Here is a 15,310-nt window from a genome sequence, read left to right on the forward strand (position 1 = left end):
GTCTCCAACGTATTTCCGTTCGGCCTGCGTCAGCCCTCTTCCTCGTTCCCCGTGGCTTCCTCTACGGTAAAATCGTCGAAATCCGCATAGCCGCGCGCGACGTTCTCCGTCGTCCGGGCGTACAAGCCGACCTTGGCTCCCACCCACTTGCTGACCGTCGCTTGAAACGAAGGCTGGTCAACCCTTTCGAACTTCTCGCCATCCGCGCGATAATAAAAATCGCATAACGCGCCATCGCGAACGACCGCACGAAGCCCTACCGCCTCCGCGTTCGTCCGCCGCTGCCATACGACCTCCTCCCGTTCCGTATCCCCCCGTCTCAGCTGCAGCTGCGCTCCTCCTGCCGGATCGGCCGAGTATACGAGCGCGGCATAATGATAGCCGAACAGGATCAGGCCGGCTTGATTCCCGCCCGTCAGTCCCGCAGCGTCCAACCGAACGGTCGTCCGAAACGATAACGCCGGAAACTTCTGCAACAGCAATGAAGGGGATTCGTACAAGGACGACGAGCCTTCGAGATTCGGCTGCGCGAACAGGCGCAGATATCCCGTGCGCTCCGTGAGCGAGTACCATTCCGGTTTGGGATTCGCTTGCCATTGCCACTGCAGCCCCAATCGATCGCTGTCGAAGCCGTCCGAGGCGACGGGCGCCGCAATCGGATAATGTCCCCCGACATCCGGCTTCTCCGCCTCCTGAACCGGCTCCCCGATTCCGTCTCCGTCGATATCCGTTCCCATGGTCGGCCAATCCTCTTGCGTCCACTCCATCGGCTGCAGATGCACGATCCGTCCGTAAGCGTCCTTGTGCTGAAAATGAAAAAACCACGACTGCCCCGATGCCAATTCGACCCATGCGCCTTGGTGCGGACCGTTCACGGGCGTATTTCCCTGCTTTAGCACGATACGATCCTCGTAAGGACCGAACGGATGCTCGGCGCGAAGCACCGTTTGCCAGCCTTCCTCGACGCCGCCGGCCGGCGCGAAGACATAGTAGTATTTGCCTCTCTTATACATTTTCGGTCCTTCGATCGTCGGGTGCCGGGCAGGATCGTCGATAATGACGGTCCCTTCGTGGAGCAGCTTCATTCCGTCCGGGGACATGCGCCGAACCCTCAAGCGGTGCTTGATGCCGCTCCGGCTGTGCGCATAGGCATGCACGAGATAAGCGCTTCCGTCGTCGTCCCAGAACGGACAGGGATCGATCAAGCCCTTCCCTTCCTGTACCAGGTGAATTTCGGACCATTCGCCGGCGGGGTCCTCCGCGGTCGTCATCATAATTCCGACGTCCGGATCGCCGTAGAAGATCCAATACCTTCCGTCGTGATAACGAATGCTTGGCGCCCAGACGCCTTTGCCGTGCTGCGGTTTGTCATAGCCCGGCAAGGGCATGCGGACGATTGCGTGATTAATGAGGCTCCAATTCACGAGATCCTTGGAATGCAATATAGGAAGGCCCGGTATATGCCCGAAGCTCGATGCCGTCATATAGAAATCGTCGCCGACCCGAACGACGTCCGGGTCTGAGTAATCGGCGTGCAGCACCGGATTCCTGTAATGCCCGTTGCCTTGATCCGGGCGCCAAGGAGAAGGGTTGCCCGCTCTGTCTAATGATTTCATCCCTTTCACTCCTCCAATTGTCGTTGCTTGCATTCGCTCGGGCTCATCCCCGTATATTTCTTGAATACCTTCGAGAAGTAAGCGCGATCGGAGTAGCCCAGCATATACGCCGTCGTTTCCGCCGTCTCGCCCAGTACGAGCAATCTTTTCGCTTCCTCCATCTTCACCAGGTGCGCGTAATCCGTGAAGATGGTGCCCGTCAGCTTTTTGAAGTATCGGGAAAAGTAGCTGGGATTCAAATGCAAATGTCTCGCCATATCGATCGAACTGACGTTCGTGTACATATGCTCCCGGATATAATCGTCAATCTCCTTCAGCTCGGGATTGGTCCCTTGCGCAACCGGAGCGGACGTCCTTGCGGCATTCGCCACCCGGTCGGCATATCCTTCCACGATTCCAAAAGCTTCCCCCAGACGGACGGTATGTCTAATATCCTCTTGCACGTCCGAGGGAACAGAGCGGCCTAGCCGAATTCCCAGCTCCTGCACGCAGCGCAGCAGCCGTTCTTTCGCCTTTGCCGGTTCGCATGCGATAGCCTGCATCGCTCTCTCCAGGCTGACCAGATAGATCGGCGCGGAGCTGCTCCCGCCATGAACGGCTTCGATCCACCGTGTCGCCAGCCCCTCAAGGCGAGTGTTCGCCTCTTCCTCCGTCGCAACCCCGTCATTGTATGCACTGGACGTATCGTCCATAAGGCGGCTGTTCGCGTAGTACCGGGCAGTCAGACTAGACTTCAACTGTTCGATCGCCCTGCCCAGCTCGTCGATCGAACTTGCCTCCTCCGCGATCGCAGAGTAGCTGTCGATTTTCAAAAACTCGCGCAGCTTCTCCCGAATCCGCGAGACCGTTCGTTCCAGAACGGCGATCGACGCACTCGCCTCCGGCTCGCAGGCGATCGCCCATATCCGCTGATCCTGTGCCAGAAAGACCGACACGCGTTCGCCCGCAGCCAGCTCCGAAGCGATGTTATAGGCCGCATACCGAATCAATTCAGGGTTTTTCCGGTCGTACACTTTGGACAAATCGCCGAGATCCAGATGCAGCAGGCCCGGCGCGAACCACGACCCCTTCCATTCGATGCCCAGCCGTTTGCCCTGCTCCAACAAGCCTGTCGGATCGGAGGATTGGGAAAGCTCGTGGAAAAAACGCTGCAGCAAAATGTCCCGATTTCTCGCTAGATCCGATTTGTACGCGATCTGCTCCAGCTGTTCCCGTTCATGGGCGAAGCGGTATACCGCTTTGCCCAGACTCTTCGCGATTTTCTCCGGATTCATCTCGGCTTTGACGACGTAATCGTCCGCTTCGATCCAGAGCGCTTCCTTTACATAGTGAAAATCCTCATGGCACGTAAGAAAAATCACGCGAAGCCGGGGACGGGCTTCCTTGAACCGACGGGCCAGCTCGATCCCGTTGCCGTCGGGCAATCCGATATCGGTGACCAGGACGTCCGGCTGCGCCTCCTCGAACTTCTCGATCGCCTCCTCCGCCGAGTAGGCTTCGGCGCATACGCTAAGCCCCAGCTCTTCCCAAGGAATCAGCTTTCGCAAATAGTCGACGACCGGCACGTCGTCATCGATCAACATCGCTCTGATCATCGCTTCGCCCTCCCCCCTCTTCGTGATGCCATGGAATTATCAAGCAAGCGACAAAGCCCTCGGGTTCTCCGGGACCGACGACAAATTCGGCGGTTGCTCCGAAGGTCAGCTTGGTGCGGCGCATCACATTGTACAAGCCGACTCCCCGCTCCCCGGTCTGCTGCCCCTCTCCGCTCAAGATCCGGTTTAACTCCGCGGCTTGCTCCGCCCCAATCCCCCGGCCGTTGTCCGCGATCCGAATCCGAACCAGTCCCGCCGACTCTTCGACCGTCACGTCGATACGCGGGCTTCGCGTCGAACGGCTGAAGCCGTGGATGATGCTGTTCTCGACCAGCGGCTGCAGCAGCAGCCGGGGGACAAGCATGCTTTGAAGCCGTTCCGGCAGCTCGATGTTCAACTCGACGTTCAGCCGGTTGCGCATCCTCATGATCGAGACATACTGTCCGAGCAATCGGCACTCTTCCGCCAACGCGATCGGCTCGTGCACGCGAAGATGCGCCCGCAACAGCGCCATTAAGGAATCGATCGTCTCGCTGTGGACTTGATCCCCTTCGACGGCCAAATTGCATTTAATCGAATTCAACGTGTTCAGCAGAAAGTGCGGGCGGATTTGCGAGAACAACGCGTACAGCTCGATCGTCCGCTTCTCCTCCTGCTCCTCCTCCACTTTGCGAATCAGAGCGTTGATGTTGTCGAGCATCTGGTTGATTGAACCGCCAAGCAAGGAAATTTCGTCTTGCCCCTTAATGTTATAACGAACGGAGCTGTTGCCTTCCCCGTATTGGGCAGCGACTCGCATCAACCGATGAATCGGCCGGTTCAGCCCTTTCGCGATTACGACGGAAATGAACAGAAAGACGAAGAGCACGATGCATACGGCCATAAGCAAGTACCAGAACCGTTGCGTGACGTCCCCGATGGCGGTCGACAGCTCCAGATCGTACGTCAGCGTCCACGAAGTTCCCGGCACCTCGATGCGTTCCCTCATCCATCCGTCGCGCGGTCCGGCGGACAATGCCGACGTGCTCTCCGCCATACCCGCCAGCAGATTTCCGTCACCTTCGTACAACGAAACGATGCCGGAGCCGGCATTGCGGAACAGGTTGTCGAAATAAGCAGCCGGGATGCCGACGAAAAGCGTTCCCAGCGTATCGTTGCGATAAGGATCGTAGACCGTTTTTTTCAAGAACAGATAGTACGGCGCCTTGAAGACGTCTCCGTATCCCGTCCCGCGCTCCGCCCGAAACCATCGCACAATCCCCGTGGCGGCCTCGTCTACGGAAAGATGCTCGAACTGGGCATTCTCGCGCAGTCGGGCAACCTCGTACTCCCGCAGCGAGCCGACGATCGGATAATAGACGCGATTAACGTAAAAAACGTTGATCTGAGCAAGCGACAGCTTGCCGGTATGCAGCGCGGCGTTCTCGTTCAAAGCGGCGTAAGCTTTATAGGTCGCGAAGTCGGCAAAGGCTCTCATGTCCTTCAGTTCTCTTAAGTTCGTGAACAGGCTGTTCGTCTGCAGGGCGGAATACTGATTCGCCGTATACGTAATATCGTTCGCCGTCTTCGACAGGTCGTTGGCCAATATGCCGATAATTCCCTTCATATGGGTGCGAACGTTCTCCTCGTTCGCCTGTTTGTTCGCGAAGTAGGACAATCCGGTTATCAACAACAGCGGAATGATCAGAAACAGCACAAGCGCGACCTGTATTCTCCGGTAGAACGATATCCGATAAAACCAGCTCAAGTGTCCATCCTCCAATGCGTCGGCTCTTGTTGAACCGATCTTACACCTTTCCCAAGAAAAGAAACAGGGAAATCGGCGCAACCGCCGATCTCCCGCCCTTATCATTTGTTGTCTTTGATTACTTTCTGCCCTTCATCCAGCATGAATTGGCGCGCCGTCTCGAATGTCGTATTGTCGAGCATGAATTTGTTGATTCCGCCTTCGGCAACCTTCTTGAGCTGTTGCTGGTAAGGCACGCTGATTGCGGAAGAGCCGGCCGTGCGAACACGGTCGTCGAACAGCGTAGCGGACAACGCGTCCACGTCGACCAGGTTCGACTTATCTCCTACCAGCTCCTTCACGATTGCCTTTCCGTCCGCCTTCATCCATCCCGGAATGCGGCCGGACAATGCGGCGCCTTCCATCGTGGCGAATTTGATGAATTCGAAGGCCGCTTCCTTATTCTTCGAGTTCTTATGAATCGTCAGGAAGCTGCCGCCGATGCTCGTCAGGCCGGGCTCCACGTCCTTGGAGGAGCGAGGAAGCGGGGCGAACGTAATTTTGAAATCGCGCGGATAGCTTTCCTCGTTCAGGAAGGCTTCGTCCAGCGAGTACATGGCGATTGGCATCATACTCGTCGTTCCGTTCATAAAGTCCGTCGCCCAGTGCTGCTTCGCCGCGAGGACATCCGCCAGCGGACGTACCGAACGGTCTTCGACTTCCATCCCCCGGCGCAGGTTAAACCAGTATTCGAAGCTCGGATCGTCGAACAGCAGCGTGCCGTCTTCTTTTAATTGCGGGTTCTTGAAATCGGTGTAGGCGATCAGGTTCGCGTACTCGCCGAACGTATGGAAGTAAGCGCCAAAACGGCCGTCCTTGCTTTCCTTGAGCTTCTTGGCATATTCCCGGAAATCGTCCCACGTCCAATCGAACGAAGGCACTTCCAGTCCGGCTTCCTTGAGATGGTTTTCGTTGAGGGCGACATACCAGAAGCTGGCGTCGGTCATCGCGGCGTAATGCTTACCATCGTAGGTAGGATTGCGGTAAAACTCGTCTTCCGGCTTGATTTGATTCGCTTCGTAGAACTCGTCCAGCGGGTACAGCATGCCGTTGCCCGCGCGCTCAAGCACGTATCCTTCGTTGTTCATCAGCACGACATCTACAGTCTCGTCCGTAGCGGCCAGAATATCCAGCTTTTGCAGCATTTCCCGCGAGTCGTTGTTTTGCACCAGCGCCACGTGCTCAACCTTGACGTTCTGGCTTTGCGCGTTAAACGCTTCGACGATTTTCATCATCGGCTCCCCGGGCTCGCCCTTCGCGTTCGTATAGAATTTCAAGGTCACAACCTCATTGCCCGATGCCGAGCTCTCTCCTCCCGCAGCCGGCGACTGCGAAGCGCCGTTCCCGTTTCCTTTGTCGCCTCCGCAAGCCGCCAGAAGCAGCACCATGCACGACATTAACATGATCGCGATCTTTCTCATCTTCGCATCCCCTTAATCGTATTTGCTTGCACCTCTAGAATAATGAAGCTGAAAACGCTTTACCGTGTACAATCTATAGCACTTGTCCGTGCATTTTTTTGACTCGCGTTACCCCTTGACCCCGCCGACCGTAATTCCGTTGATGACCTGCTTCTGCAAAATAACGAAAACCACGAGCAGAGGAATGATCGCCGACACCGCGGCCATCATCATCAGCGAGACATTGTTAGAATACTCCTGACGGAAAAATTGAATGCCGAGCGGCAGCGGGAACAGCTCCTTCGTGAACAGGAAGATCAGCGGATTCTGATAATCGTTCCACGTCCAGATGAACTTGATGATGCCCGCTGTGGCAAGAATCGGCTTACACAGCGGCAGCATGATCTGCGCGTATACCCGCAAGTACCCCGCTCCGTCGATTTTCGCCGCCTCAATATAATCGTTGTGAATCCCCATCATGAACTGCCTCATCAAGAACGTGAAATACATCGAGAAGGCAAGCATCAGAACCAGGCCCTCGTGCGAATTGTACAGCCCCAACCATTTAATCATAATGAATCTCGGAACGAGCGTCGCCTGCTCCGGAATAATCATGAACGACAGCATGATGCCGAACATAATGCCCTTTCCCGGCGTCTTCAGCTTGGCCAACGAGAAGGCCGCCATGGAAGAAATAAGCAGTGTCGCCAGCGTGGAGAGGATCGCCAGCTTGAACGAATTCAAGTAGAACATGGAGAAGGGGACTTTTTCAAGCCACACTTTTTGAAAATTTTCAATCCAATTCCAATCCTGCGGAATCCATTGAATAGGGTAGGTCATGACGTCCCGCTCCAGCTTGGCGGAGGCCGATAGCATCCATATGAGCGGAACGACGAACAGAATGGAGCACACTCCGAAAATTGCCGTCAACAGCAGCCTGTCCAGCTTCCACTTCTTTTGCGCCACGTTTCTCATCCCCCTTATCAGCCTCTTTTTTCTCTAGCTTGCGCGATCCATGTCACCGAGGTCACGGCGATGACGAGCAGGAACAGAATCCACGACAGTGCGGACGCGTAACCCATGTTGTAGTTGATGAAGCCCTCCTCGTAGATGCGATACACGAGCACGGTAGAGGCATCGTTAGGACCGCCGTCGGTCAGGAATTTAATCAGATCGAACACCTTGAACGAGCCGATGATCGTCGTTATCGTCAAGAACAGCGTAGTCGGCGCCAGCATCGGAATGGTGATATACCAGAATTGCTGTATTCCCGACGCACCGTCGATCCGAGCCGACTCATACACGTCTTCGGAAATTTGCGTCATACCGGCGAGGAAAATGATCATTTGGTACCCGAGCGCCTGCCAGATTGCGATGACCATAATAGCGATAATGGCGTAGTGGGAATCCACAAGCCATTTGGGCGGCTGGTCGATGCCAAGCGCCAGCAGAAACTGATTGATCGGCCCGCTGGACGGATGGTAGAGCGCTGCCCATACGGCGGCGATGGCAACCGTAGAACAAATGTACGGAATGAAAAACAGAATTTTGAACATATCCTTGGCGTACACCTTCGTATGGATAAGCACCGCCATCACCAGCGCCATGAACAGCCCTACCGGAACCGTAATCGCGGTGTACAGCAAATTGTTCTCAAGCGCTTTCCAGAATTTCGAATCGCCCACCATCTTTTCGAAGTTGGATAGCCCGACCCACTCCATCTTCTCGAACCCGCCCACCAGATTCCAATTCGTGAAGCTCAGAAACAGCGAGAAAAAGATCGGGAAAATGGCCAGCGCAATAATCCCGACCGCCTCCGGCGCCAGAAACAGCCACCCGTATAACGCTTCTTTCCGGTTCTCGTTCCACCCTCTTCGTCTCCCGGTCCGCTTCCCCTGCTCGATGGCCGTCTTCATAGCGCGCCTACCTCCTGCGATTGTTCCTTATCGTTATGCTCATTATAGGAGGATGCGGCAAAAAACTCGGCTCAGAATTTAGACTCGTTAGCGTGTAATATTTTTACCTGATCGGCATTCGAATGTTAATACTCTTCGAAATATCGCAAAAGCCGCTCCCGGAAGGAGCGGCTTTACGATTCGACTCCGCGCTAAGCGCGAAGCGGAATATGCCGGGCTGCTAATCGTTCATTCCCTTTCCGTCGAGAATATGCGGCAAATACTTCTCGATTCTGGACTCTCGGGTCTTGGATTGCTTGGCTGCGTTAAAATAAAGAAGGTAGGCTCTTTGCCGTCCGGGCGTCAACGCATCGAAAGCTTCTTTCAATTCCGGAATTTCAACGAATTTATTGTCCAATTCCTCCGGAATCGCGGCTTCTGTGTTCTGGCTATACTCCACCCGCAAGCCTGCTTTTTCAACCTCGATGGCTTCGTCGATATAGGTTTTCAAGATGAGCTGCATATCCTCGATTTGTTGAGCATTGCTGAACCGAATCTGGCGTGCGGCCTGTACGTTCTCCGTTTGCCGGATCAGAATCCCGTGGGGGTCTTTTAACAAGGCGCCTTTGTGAAACAGAAGCGCGCAGTATTCCTTAAATCCATGAATCAGTACGATGTTTTTGCCCTGAAACGTGTAACAAGGATGCATCCATTTAAAATCTTCGGTCAGCTCGCAATCAAGCACGATCTCCCTTAGCTTCTCGAATTCTTCCTTCCAATTCTTGGCCTTTCTGAAGAAGGGATCAATCTTTGAATTCCTTTCGCCTTTTCCCATCGCAGTACACCTCTCATTATTAGGACAATTACAGTTTGCATACGAATTCGGCAGCGCTTCACGATTAGTTAGTGACCCATTATCGCCGGGTCCGGGCCGTCCACGCCAGGGCTTTCGTCTTCCGCGTGCTTCTTCGGTTTACGCAGAAGGAGCGTCAGCGCGACGCCTGCGGTTACGAGACAGGCGGACAGGAAAAACGTGTCGCCGTAACCCGCAACGACGGCGTTCAGCGGATTCGCGTCCGCTCCCACGCTTGCGGCGCGGGAAGCGATTTGCGAAGTCAAATACCCCGTCAGGCCCGCGACCGCGAACGAGACGACGACCTGCTGAGCCGCCGTGGTCAATGGCGTGACGCGACTCACCAGGCGATGAGGCGCGGAATTCAGGACATGCGTGTTAAGCGGCATCATGGAGAAGCCCATGCCCAAACCCATGGTGCAGATGCACAGGATAATCGCCCACAGCGATGTATCCACCGATATGCCGGACAATATGAACAGGGATACGGATACGACGGCAAGGCCGGCGAAGGCGAGCGGGCGCGCGCCGATCTTGTCGAACAGACGGCCGCTGATCGGCATGCCGATTCCCGCGCATAGCGCATAGGGCATCAGGATCCAGCCCGTTTCAAGCGCGGTGTAGTGCATAACGCCCTGCAGATACAGCGGGATCATCAGCATGGCGCCGAACAGCGCGAGCTGTACGATCCACGTCAGGACGATGCTGCGCGTAAAGTCGGACGACTTGAACACCTTGAGCTCCAGCAGCGGCTGCTTCTGTGCCAGTTCCACGAAGATGAAGAGGATGAGCGCAAGGCCGCCGACGGTCAAGCCCGTAATTGTCGAGATCGAGGTCCAGTTGGCGCCCCCTTCGCTCACGCCGTACGCCAGCATGGAGAAGGCGATCGGCGCAAGGCACATGCCGAGGACATCCAGATGCGGCGCCGCATGACGGTCGGATTTCGGCAAATATTTATACCCGAGGATGAAGGCGACAATGCCGATCGGCAGATTAATGATGAATATCCAGTGCCAGCTGACGGAATCGACCAGCCAACCGGACAGCACCGGACCGAACGCCGGCGCCATCAGCAACGGGATGCCGAGGACGCCCATAACGGAACCGCGGCGCTCCGGAGGCGCGAGCTTGAACACCATGGCCATCCCGATCGGGCCTACCATGCCGCCGCCCAAGCCTTGAACGATGCGGAAAAGGATCAACTGCTCCGGCGTTTGGGCGATGCCGCATAGCACGGAGCCGATCGTGAACAGGGCGATCGTAATCATGAATACATGCTTGGAGCCGAATTTGTCGGACATCCAGCCTGCAAGCGGGATAACGGCGGATAAGGCCAGCGTATAGCCGGTGACGGTCCATTGGATCGTCTTCAGATCGGTGTCGAAATGCTCCACGAGCCTCGGTATGGCATTATTGACGATGGTGCTATCCAGTATAACCATGATCATGCCGACAATAATCGCCGCGAGCGGCGGCAGAATGGCCTTCAACGAGAAGCCGTCTTCTCCGGCCGGCATCGGTTTTGTTTGTAAGGTTTGCTTAGAAGCTGACATAAATCCCTGCTTTCCGCTCCACGAGCTGTGTATGGATGAACCTCATGACAAGTCCTTCAATCGGTCAATGCGGCGCTTCCTCGTACAGCTTCGCGGGCAAAGCTTGCACGAACGGCGACCAATCGCCCGTCGTGTACAGATGAAGCCGATGCATGGCCCGCGTACACGCCGTATACAGAAGCTTGCGTTCGTTGTCCCGGCCGTAAGCTTCGGACGAAGCGTCGTAGATCAAGACCCCGTCGAACTCAACGCCTTTGGCGAGATACACGGGAATGACCATCACTCCCTTTTCAAAACCAAGCGTGTCCTTCGTAATAAGCTGTAGAGCTTCGCCTCCAAGAATTCGCAGCGATTCGTAGGCCTCCCGGCTTGCGGCCGCGGTCTTCGTGATGACGGCGATGGAATCGAAGCCCTCGGCTCTAAGCGCCGCGATGTCCGCCGCAATCTGCGCATCGCGCTTCTCTCCGCCGTCCCGCCTCGTCAGAAGGGGCTTGCGGCCTCCCCTTTCAAACGGCGCGATCTTCTCCCCCTCCGGCAGCATCGACCTCGTAAACTCAACGATCTCCTTCGTTGAACGATAGCTGCGCAGCAGGCGGATAAGGCTTGTTTCGTCTTCGCCATAAAGACGGACAAGCGGCGAATCCGGCGCATCCAGACTCGTGGCTTGCATGAAGATCGCTTGCCCAAAATCGCCGAGCACCGTCATCCTTGCACGAGGAAACAGTTTTTTTAAATATTCATATTGAAACGGCGAGTAATCCTGGCCCTCATCGACGAAGACATGCCGGATTTCCGTATTCGTCCGGACGCCTTCGATCAGCTCCTTTACATACAATAACGGAGTCGCATCCTCGTAAAACAACTCTTTTCGCAGCAGCTTTTCCTTCGTCTGCCTGCAAATCTCGGGCCACAGCGGAGGAACGGCGCATCCGCTTGTTTTCTCTCGATAATCGGCCTCTTCGCCGAACAATTGGTCATAGATGGCTATAATATCAAGAAACAAAAATTTCTTCACGCTTTTTCGAAGCGGTTTGAAGCATTCTTTCACAATTTGCTTGCGGAGCAACCCCTCCTCCTTGCTGGCAAAGTCGAATTCGCTTTCGTCCTCCCGAGGCTTGTTGTCAAGCTTCTCGCGAATGGCCGCGAATTGCTCCGCCATGTCGAATACTCCCTTCTCCTTATGGAGCATGAAGAAGACTTCCGCGTATTGTTCGTTGTCGAGATAGTTCAGTTCCTCCTGCACCCAAGTCGCTTCCCGTTCCCGGCGTTCCAGCGACACCAGTTCGTTCAGCAGCCATTCTTGCAGAAGGGCCACGCGGTTGAACAGCGGCAAGGCCCGATCATATCCGTAGAACGTCGCTTGCATTCGCTCCTCGGTAATCAAATCCCGGTCGCGAAACCGGACGCTCTTGAATCGCATGCCTTTCCGTCCCAGCTCCACCCCATAGTTCTTAAGGGCCTGCAGGAACGCTTCGGAAGCTTTATATTCGATTCCCTGAAGACGAGCCTCGTACCCCGGCGCACCCGGCTCGGTGAGTACGTATTCGATCTGATCGAAGGGATCCTCAAGCCGCAACGAAGAGCCTAACCAATAGTCGAGATATTCTTGAAAAGTCGTCTGCTGCATATTCTCCTCGCCGAGCTCCGGAAGAACGGTGGAGATATAGCTGGCAAACATCGGATTCGGCGAGAACAGAACGATCTGATCGGCGCTGATCGTCTGGCGGTGTTTGTACAGCAAGTACGCCACCCGCTGCAATGCGGCGGAAGTTTTGCCGCTGCCGGCCGCCCCTTGAACGATAAGCATCCTGCTTTTGTCATTGCGGATGATGGCGTTTTGCTCCTTCTGGATGGTCGCCACAATGCTCTTCATTTGCGAATCCGCGCCTTTGCCGAGCACTTGCTGCAGCAAGCTGTCTCCGATCGTTTCGCTCGCGTCGAACATGTTGCGAATTTGCCCGTTTTGAATTTGGAACTGTCGTTTAAGCTCCATCGTTCCTTCGATCCGTCCGACCGGCGTGTCATAGGACGCCGGGCCGGGTGAGCAATCGTAGTACAGGCTAGCGATCGGCGTGCGCCAGTCGTAGATCAGGAAGCTCAATCCGTCTTCGTCGACGAACGAGGATACGCCGATATAGATCTGTTCGTCTAGGCTCAAGCCAGCCTCACGAAAATCGATGCGTCCGAAATAAGGAGACGGGAGCAGACGGTTCATGCTTTCCCATTGCCGGGCCATAAGTCGGTGGCTGCGCTCCCGTTCGGCCAACAGCGCGGATTGCTGGTTAATCGTGTAGAAGGTCTCTTCGAAATCCTCGTACGTGCTTGTGTTAATCGTCACCTCTTCCCAAAATCGCTTGCGGATGTCTGCGGCCTGGCCATAAAGCCCGGCAATCTCCGGCTCCAGCTCGGCGATTTTGGCTTGCAGCTTGTTCCTGACCCGTTCCAGCCGCTCCTGCTCTTGTCGCCAATCCTTTGCTTCCATCTCTTTGAACACGCTCCTTTTTTGGGATAAAAAAGAGCATTGACAAATCAAAATCTCGGATGTACAATTAAAGTGGGAATAAAATTGGATACGATCTTATTTTGATTTGTCAATGACGCTGTCGATTATATCACAGTGTTTATTTTAGTTCAATTGCTTTTTTATATCTTGCGGCGGATTTCCGTTGGCGGAAGATGACCCTTTTCAGTTCATCGGGGGGTCATCTTTTTTATGTTCCGCGGCGTGACACGATTCTATAAATTGAAAAAAGTCGCGATAGTCGCGACTTGTAGGGTCATAATCCAATTGGTCTCTGACATCCTCCCCCTTCGTTAGCTTCTGGGGAGCTCCAGTCGAAATCGGTAATGTCCGCGCTCATGATTGAGCGTGAGATCGCCTCCATGCAGGAGAGCGATGCTTTTGGATATGGCTAATCCGAGTCCTGATCCAGCCCCAAGTCCGGTGTCCTCCAATTTACGCGAGGAGTCTCCTCGATAAAATCGATCAAATAGTCGTTCCTCTTGTTCCTTGGTTAAGGGCTCTCCGTCGTTCTCAATGTCAACGCTCAGCCAGTCCTTCGTCAGACGGCAGTTGATCCGGATTTCACCTGGACGGCGGGAGAATTTAAGCGCGTTCATCAGCAGATTGTCCAGAGCGCGTACGATTTTGTCCGGGTCAAGACAAACCTCCAGCTCCTCCTCAGGCAAAGACGAGGCGACCGTCAGCCCATATTCCGAGGCAAGCGGCTGAAATTCGGATAAAAGCTGCTGCAGCAGCTCATTAAAGCGAATGCGTCGAAATTGCGCCTTTGCTTCCGGGGCGGTAAGTCGGGTGTACTCGAACAAAGCGTCAATGCGTTTTTGGAGACGTATGGCCTGGTTGTAGGTATGCTCAACGTATCTGTCGTATTCTTCTTCACTTCGATAGCCGCGCTCCTTAAGCAAGTGAATGTATCCGATCATGCTTGTCAACGGAGTGCGAAGATCGTGAGAAACTCCCGTAATTAATTCCATCCGGGTCATTTCCCCTTGCCGCTCCTTCTGTCTCTGTCTTTGCAATTCAGCGGCCATTTCATTAATATGAGCTGCGAGCCGACCAAGCTCATCTTTTCGATAGGCGGGAACTCGCTCGTTCAAATCTCCTGCCGCCATGAGCGATATCCCGTGCATCGTTTTCTGCAAGAAACGGATATCCGGGCGGGTCAGCACAAAGAATAGGAGAATAAAGAAAACGAGAAAAGTCGCAGTCAACAGGAAGAACAAAACTGCTGCTAAAGTGTTGGAAATCTGATCCAACGTGATTAGCCAATCGGAGACGAATCTAGACGTAATCATGGTCGCGATTAGTGCCAGAGCGAAGCTTAACACGACAAACCAGAAAAGTCGGAGGCGCAAGTGATACAAGCCAAAGAGCAAATATAGCTTACGCATTTATTTTGTATCCCACTCCCCACACGGTCGTAATATACTTTGGTTCCCGAGGATTCGCTTCGATCTTCTCGCGCAGATTGCGTATATGCACCATGACCGTATTGTCGGAGATCCTTGCGCTTTCTCTCCAGACCGCCTCGTAGATGTTATCCGAGCTGAACACTTGCCCGCGATGCTTGGCCAGCAGCTCCAATATCCCGAACTCCAAGGGTGTCAATTGAACCGGCTTGTCCCCTACCGTGACGCTATGGCGCGGAATGTCTATCACGAGCTCGCCTATTTGAATGACATCCTCATTTCGCTGCTTATGAGCCTGTTGTCGACGTCGAAGCTGAGCTTTGACCCGGGCGACTAATTCCAGAGGGTTGAACGGCTTACCCAAATAATCGTCCGCGCCCATCGTCAGACCGTTGATTTTATCGATATCCTCCTGCTTGGCCGACAGCATTAGAATTTGAACATCGGAAGTTTTTCGAATCTTCATGCATGTCATGATTCCGTCCAGACGGGGCATCATAACGTCGAGCACCACCATATCAACGGTTTCTTTATCCAGAATCTTCAGTGCTTCTATGCCGTCCTCCGCTTCAATCGTGCGAATATTCTCGTTGCGCAGATAGACCGCGATAACATCGCGTATATCCTGTTCGTCGTCGACTACAAGTACGGTGGGCTGTCTCAAGCGATTAACCTCCTGATC

Annotated in this window: 11 protein-coding genes; all 11 read right to left on the minus strand. The window is 54.6% G+C overall.

Translation table 11 applies throughout. The features are described 5' to 3' along the window. Positions 1 to 29: 29 nt before the first annotated feature. Positions 30 to 1,616 (minus strand): glycoside hydrolase family 43 protein, encoded by a 1,587-nt coding sequence (locus ACFO1S_RS25165; protein ID WP_204602149.1) that lies wholly within the window; start codon positions 1,614 to 1,616, stop codon positions 30 to 32. A gap of 5 nt (positions 1,617 to 1,621) precedes the next feature. Next, on the minus strand, positions 1,622 to 3,211 hold the full coding sequence (locus ACFO1S_RS25170) for a response regulator transcription factor (RefSeq protein ID WP_204602147.1): 1,590 nt from the start codon (positions 3,209 to 3,211) through the stop codon (positions 1,622 to 1,624). Further along, complete coding sequence (locus tag ACFO1S_RS25175) at positions 3,186 to 4,958, minus strand: sensor histidine kinase (RefSeq protein ID WP_204602145.1); 1,773 nt, start codon at positions 4,956 to 4,958, stop codon at positions 3,186 to 3,188. Before ACFO1S_RS25175 ends, ACFO1S_RS25170 begins: the two co-directional genes overlap by 26 nt. 101 nt (positions 4,959 to 5,059) lie before the next feature. Next, a complete protein-coding gene (locus ACFO1S_RS25180) occupies positions 5,060 to 6,418 on the minus strand; it encodes an ABC transporter substrate-binding protein (RefSeq protein WP_204602143.1) in 1,359 nt (452 codons plus the stop codon). A 108-nt stretch (positions 6,419 to 6,526) separates the two neighbouring features. After that, positions 6,527 to 7,372: a carbohydrate ABC transporter permease gene (locus ACFO1S_RS25185; RefSeq protein WP_204602134.1), complete on the minus strand. Its 846-nt coding sequence runs from the start codon at positions 7,370 to 7,372 to the stop codon at positions 6,527 to 6,529. An 8-nt stretch (positions 7,373 to 7,380) separates the two neighbouring features. After that, positions 7,381 to 8,313: a carbohydrate ABC transporter permease gene (locus tag ACFO1S_RS25190; protein WP_204602132.1), complete on the minus strand. Its 933-nt coding sequence runs from the start codon at positions 8,311 to 8,313 to the stop codon at positions 7,381 to 7,383. Between the two features lie 220 nt (positions 8,314 to 8,533). Next, entirely contained in the window at positions 8,534 to 9,127 is a 594-nt protein-coding gene (locus tag ACFO1S_RS25195) for a YdeI/OmpD-associated family protein (RefSeq protein WP_204602131.1), read from the minus strand. A 68-nt stretch (positions 9,128 to 9,195) separates the two neighbouring features. Next, complete coding sequence (locus tag ACFO1S_RS25200; protein WP_378127782.1) at positions 9,196 to 10,698, minus strand: MDR family MFS transporter; 1,503 nt, start codon at positions 10,696 to 10,698, stop codon at positions 9,196 to 9,198. Between the two features lie 64 nt (positions 10,699 to 10,762). Continuing rightward, a complete protein-coding gene (gene helD, locus ACFO1S_RS25205) occupies positions 10,763 to 13,180 on the minus strand; it encodes an RNA polymerase recycling motor HelD (protein ID WP_204602127.1) in 2,418 nt (805 codons plus the stop codon). Between the two features lie 332 nt (positions 13,181 to 13,512). Further along, entirely contained in the window at positions 13,513 to 14,610 is a 1,098-nt protein-coding gene (locus ACFO1S_RS25210; protein WP_204602120.1) for a HAMP domain-containing sensor histidine kinase, read from the minus strand. Further along, complete coding sequence (locus ACFO1S_RS25215; RefSeq protein WP_204602118.1) at positions 14,603 to 15,292, minus strand: response regulator; 690 nt, start codon at positions 15,290 to 15,292, stop codon at positions 14,603 to 14,605. Before ACFO1S_RS25215 ends, ACFO1S_RS25210 begins: the two co-directional genes overlap by 8 nt. Positions 15,293 to 15,310: the final 18 nt, after the last annotated feature.

Source organism: Cohnella boryungensis (genome assembly GCF_042651945.1).
Classification (GTDB): domain Bacteria; phylum Bacillota; class Bacilli; order Paenibacillales; family Paenibacillaceae; genus Cohnella; species Cohnella boryungensis.

What these genes read in the sequence shown, in the direction of transcription:
- helD (WP_204602127.1), bottom strand. Translation starts at nt 13,180, where the DNA reads ATGGAAGCAAAGGATTGGCGACAAGAGCAGGAGCGGCTGGAACGGGTC.
- ACFO1S_RS25185 (WP_204602134.1), bottom strand. Translation starts at nt 7,372, where the DNA reads ATGAGAAACGTGGCGCAAAAGAAGTGGAAGCTGGACAGGCTGCTGTTG.
- ACFO1S_RS25180 (WP_204602143.1), bottom strand. Translation starts at nt 6,418, where the DNA reads ATGAGAAAGATCGCGATCATGTTAATGTCGTGCATGGTGCTGCTTCTG.
- ACFO1S_RS25165 (WP_204602149.1), bottom strand. Translation starts at nt 1,616, where the DNA reads ATGAAATCATTAGACAGAGCGGGCAACCCTTCTCCTTGGCGCCCGGAT.
- ACFO1S_RS25190 (WP_204602132.1), bottom strand. Translation starts at nt 8,313, where the DNA reads ATGAAGACGGCCATCGAGCAGGGGAAGCGGACCGGGAGACGAAGAGGG.
- ACFO1S_RS25200 (WP_378127782.1), bottom strand. Translation starts at nt 10,698, where the DNA reads ATGTCAGCTTCTAAGCAAACCTTACAAACAAAACCGATGCCGGCCGGA.
- ACFO1S_RS25195 (WP_204602131.1), bottom strand. Translation starts at nt 9,127, where the DNA reads ATGGGAAAAGGCGAAAGGAATTCAAAGATTGATCCCTTCTTCAGAAAG.
- ACFO1S_RS25210 (WP_204602120.1), bottom strand. Translation starts at nt 14,610, where the DNA reads ATGCGTAAGCTATATTTGCTCTTTGGCTTGTATCACTTGCGCCTCCGA.
- ACFO1S_RS25170 (WP_204602147.1), bottom strand. Translation starts at nt 3,211, where the DNA reads ATGATCAGAGCGATGTTGATCGATGACGACGTGCCGGTCGTCGACTAT.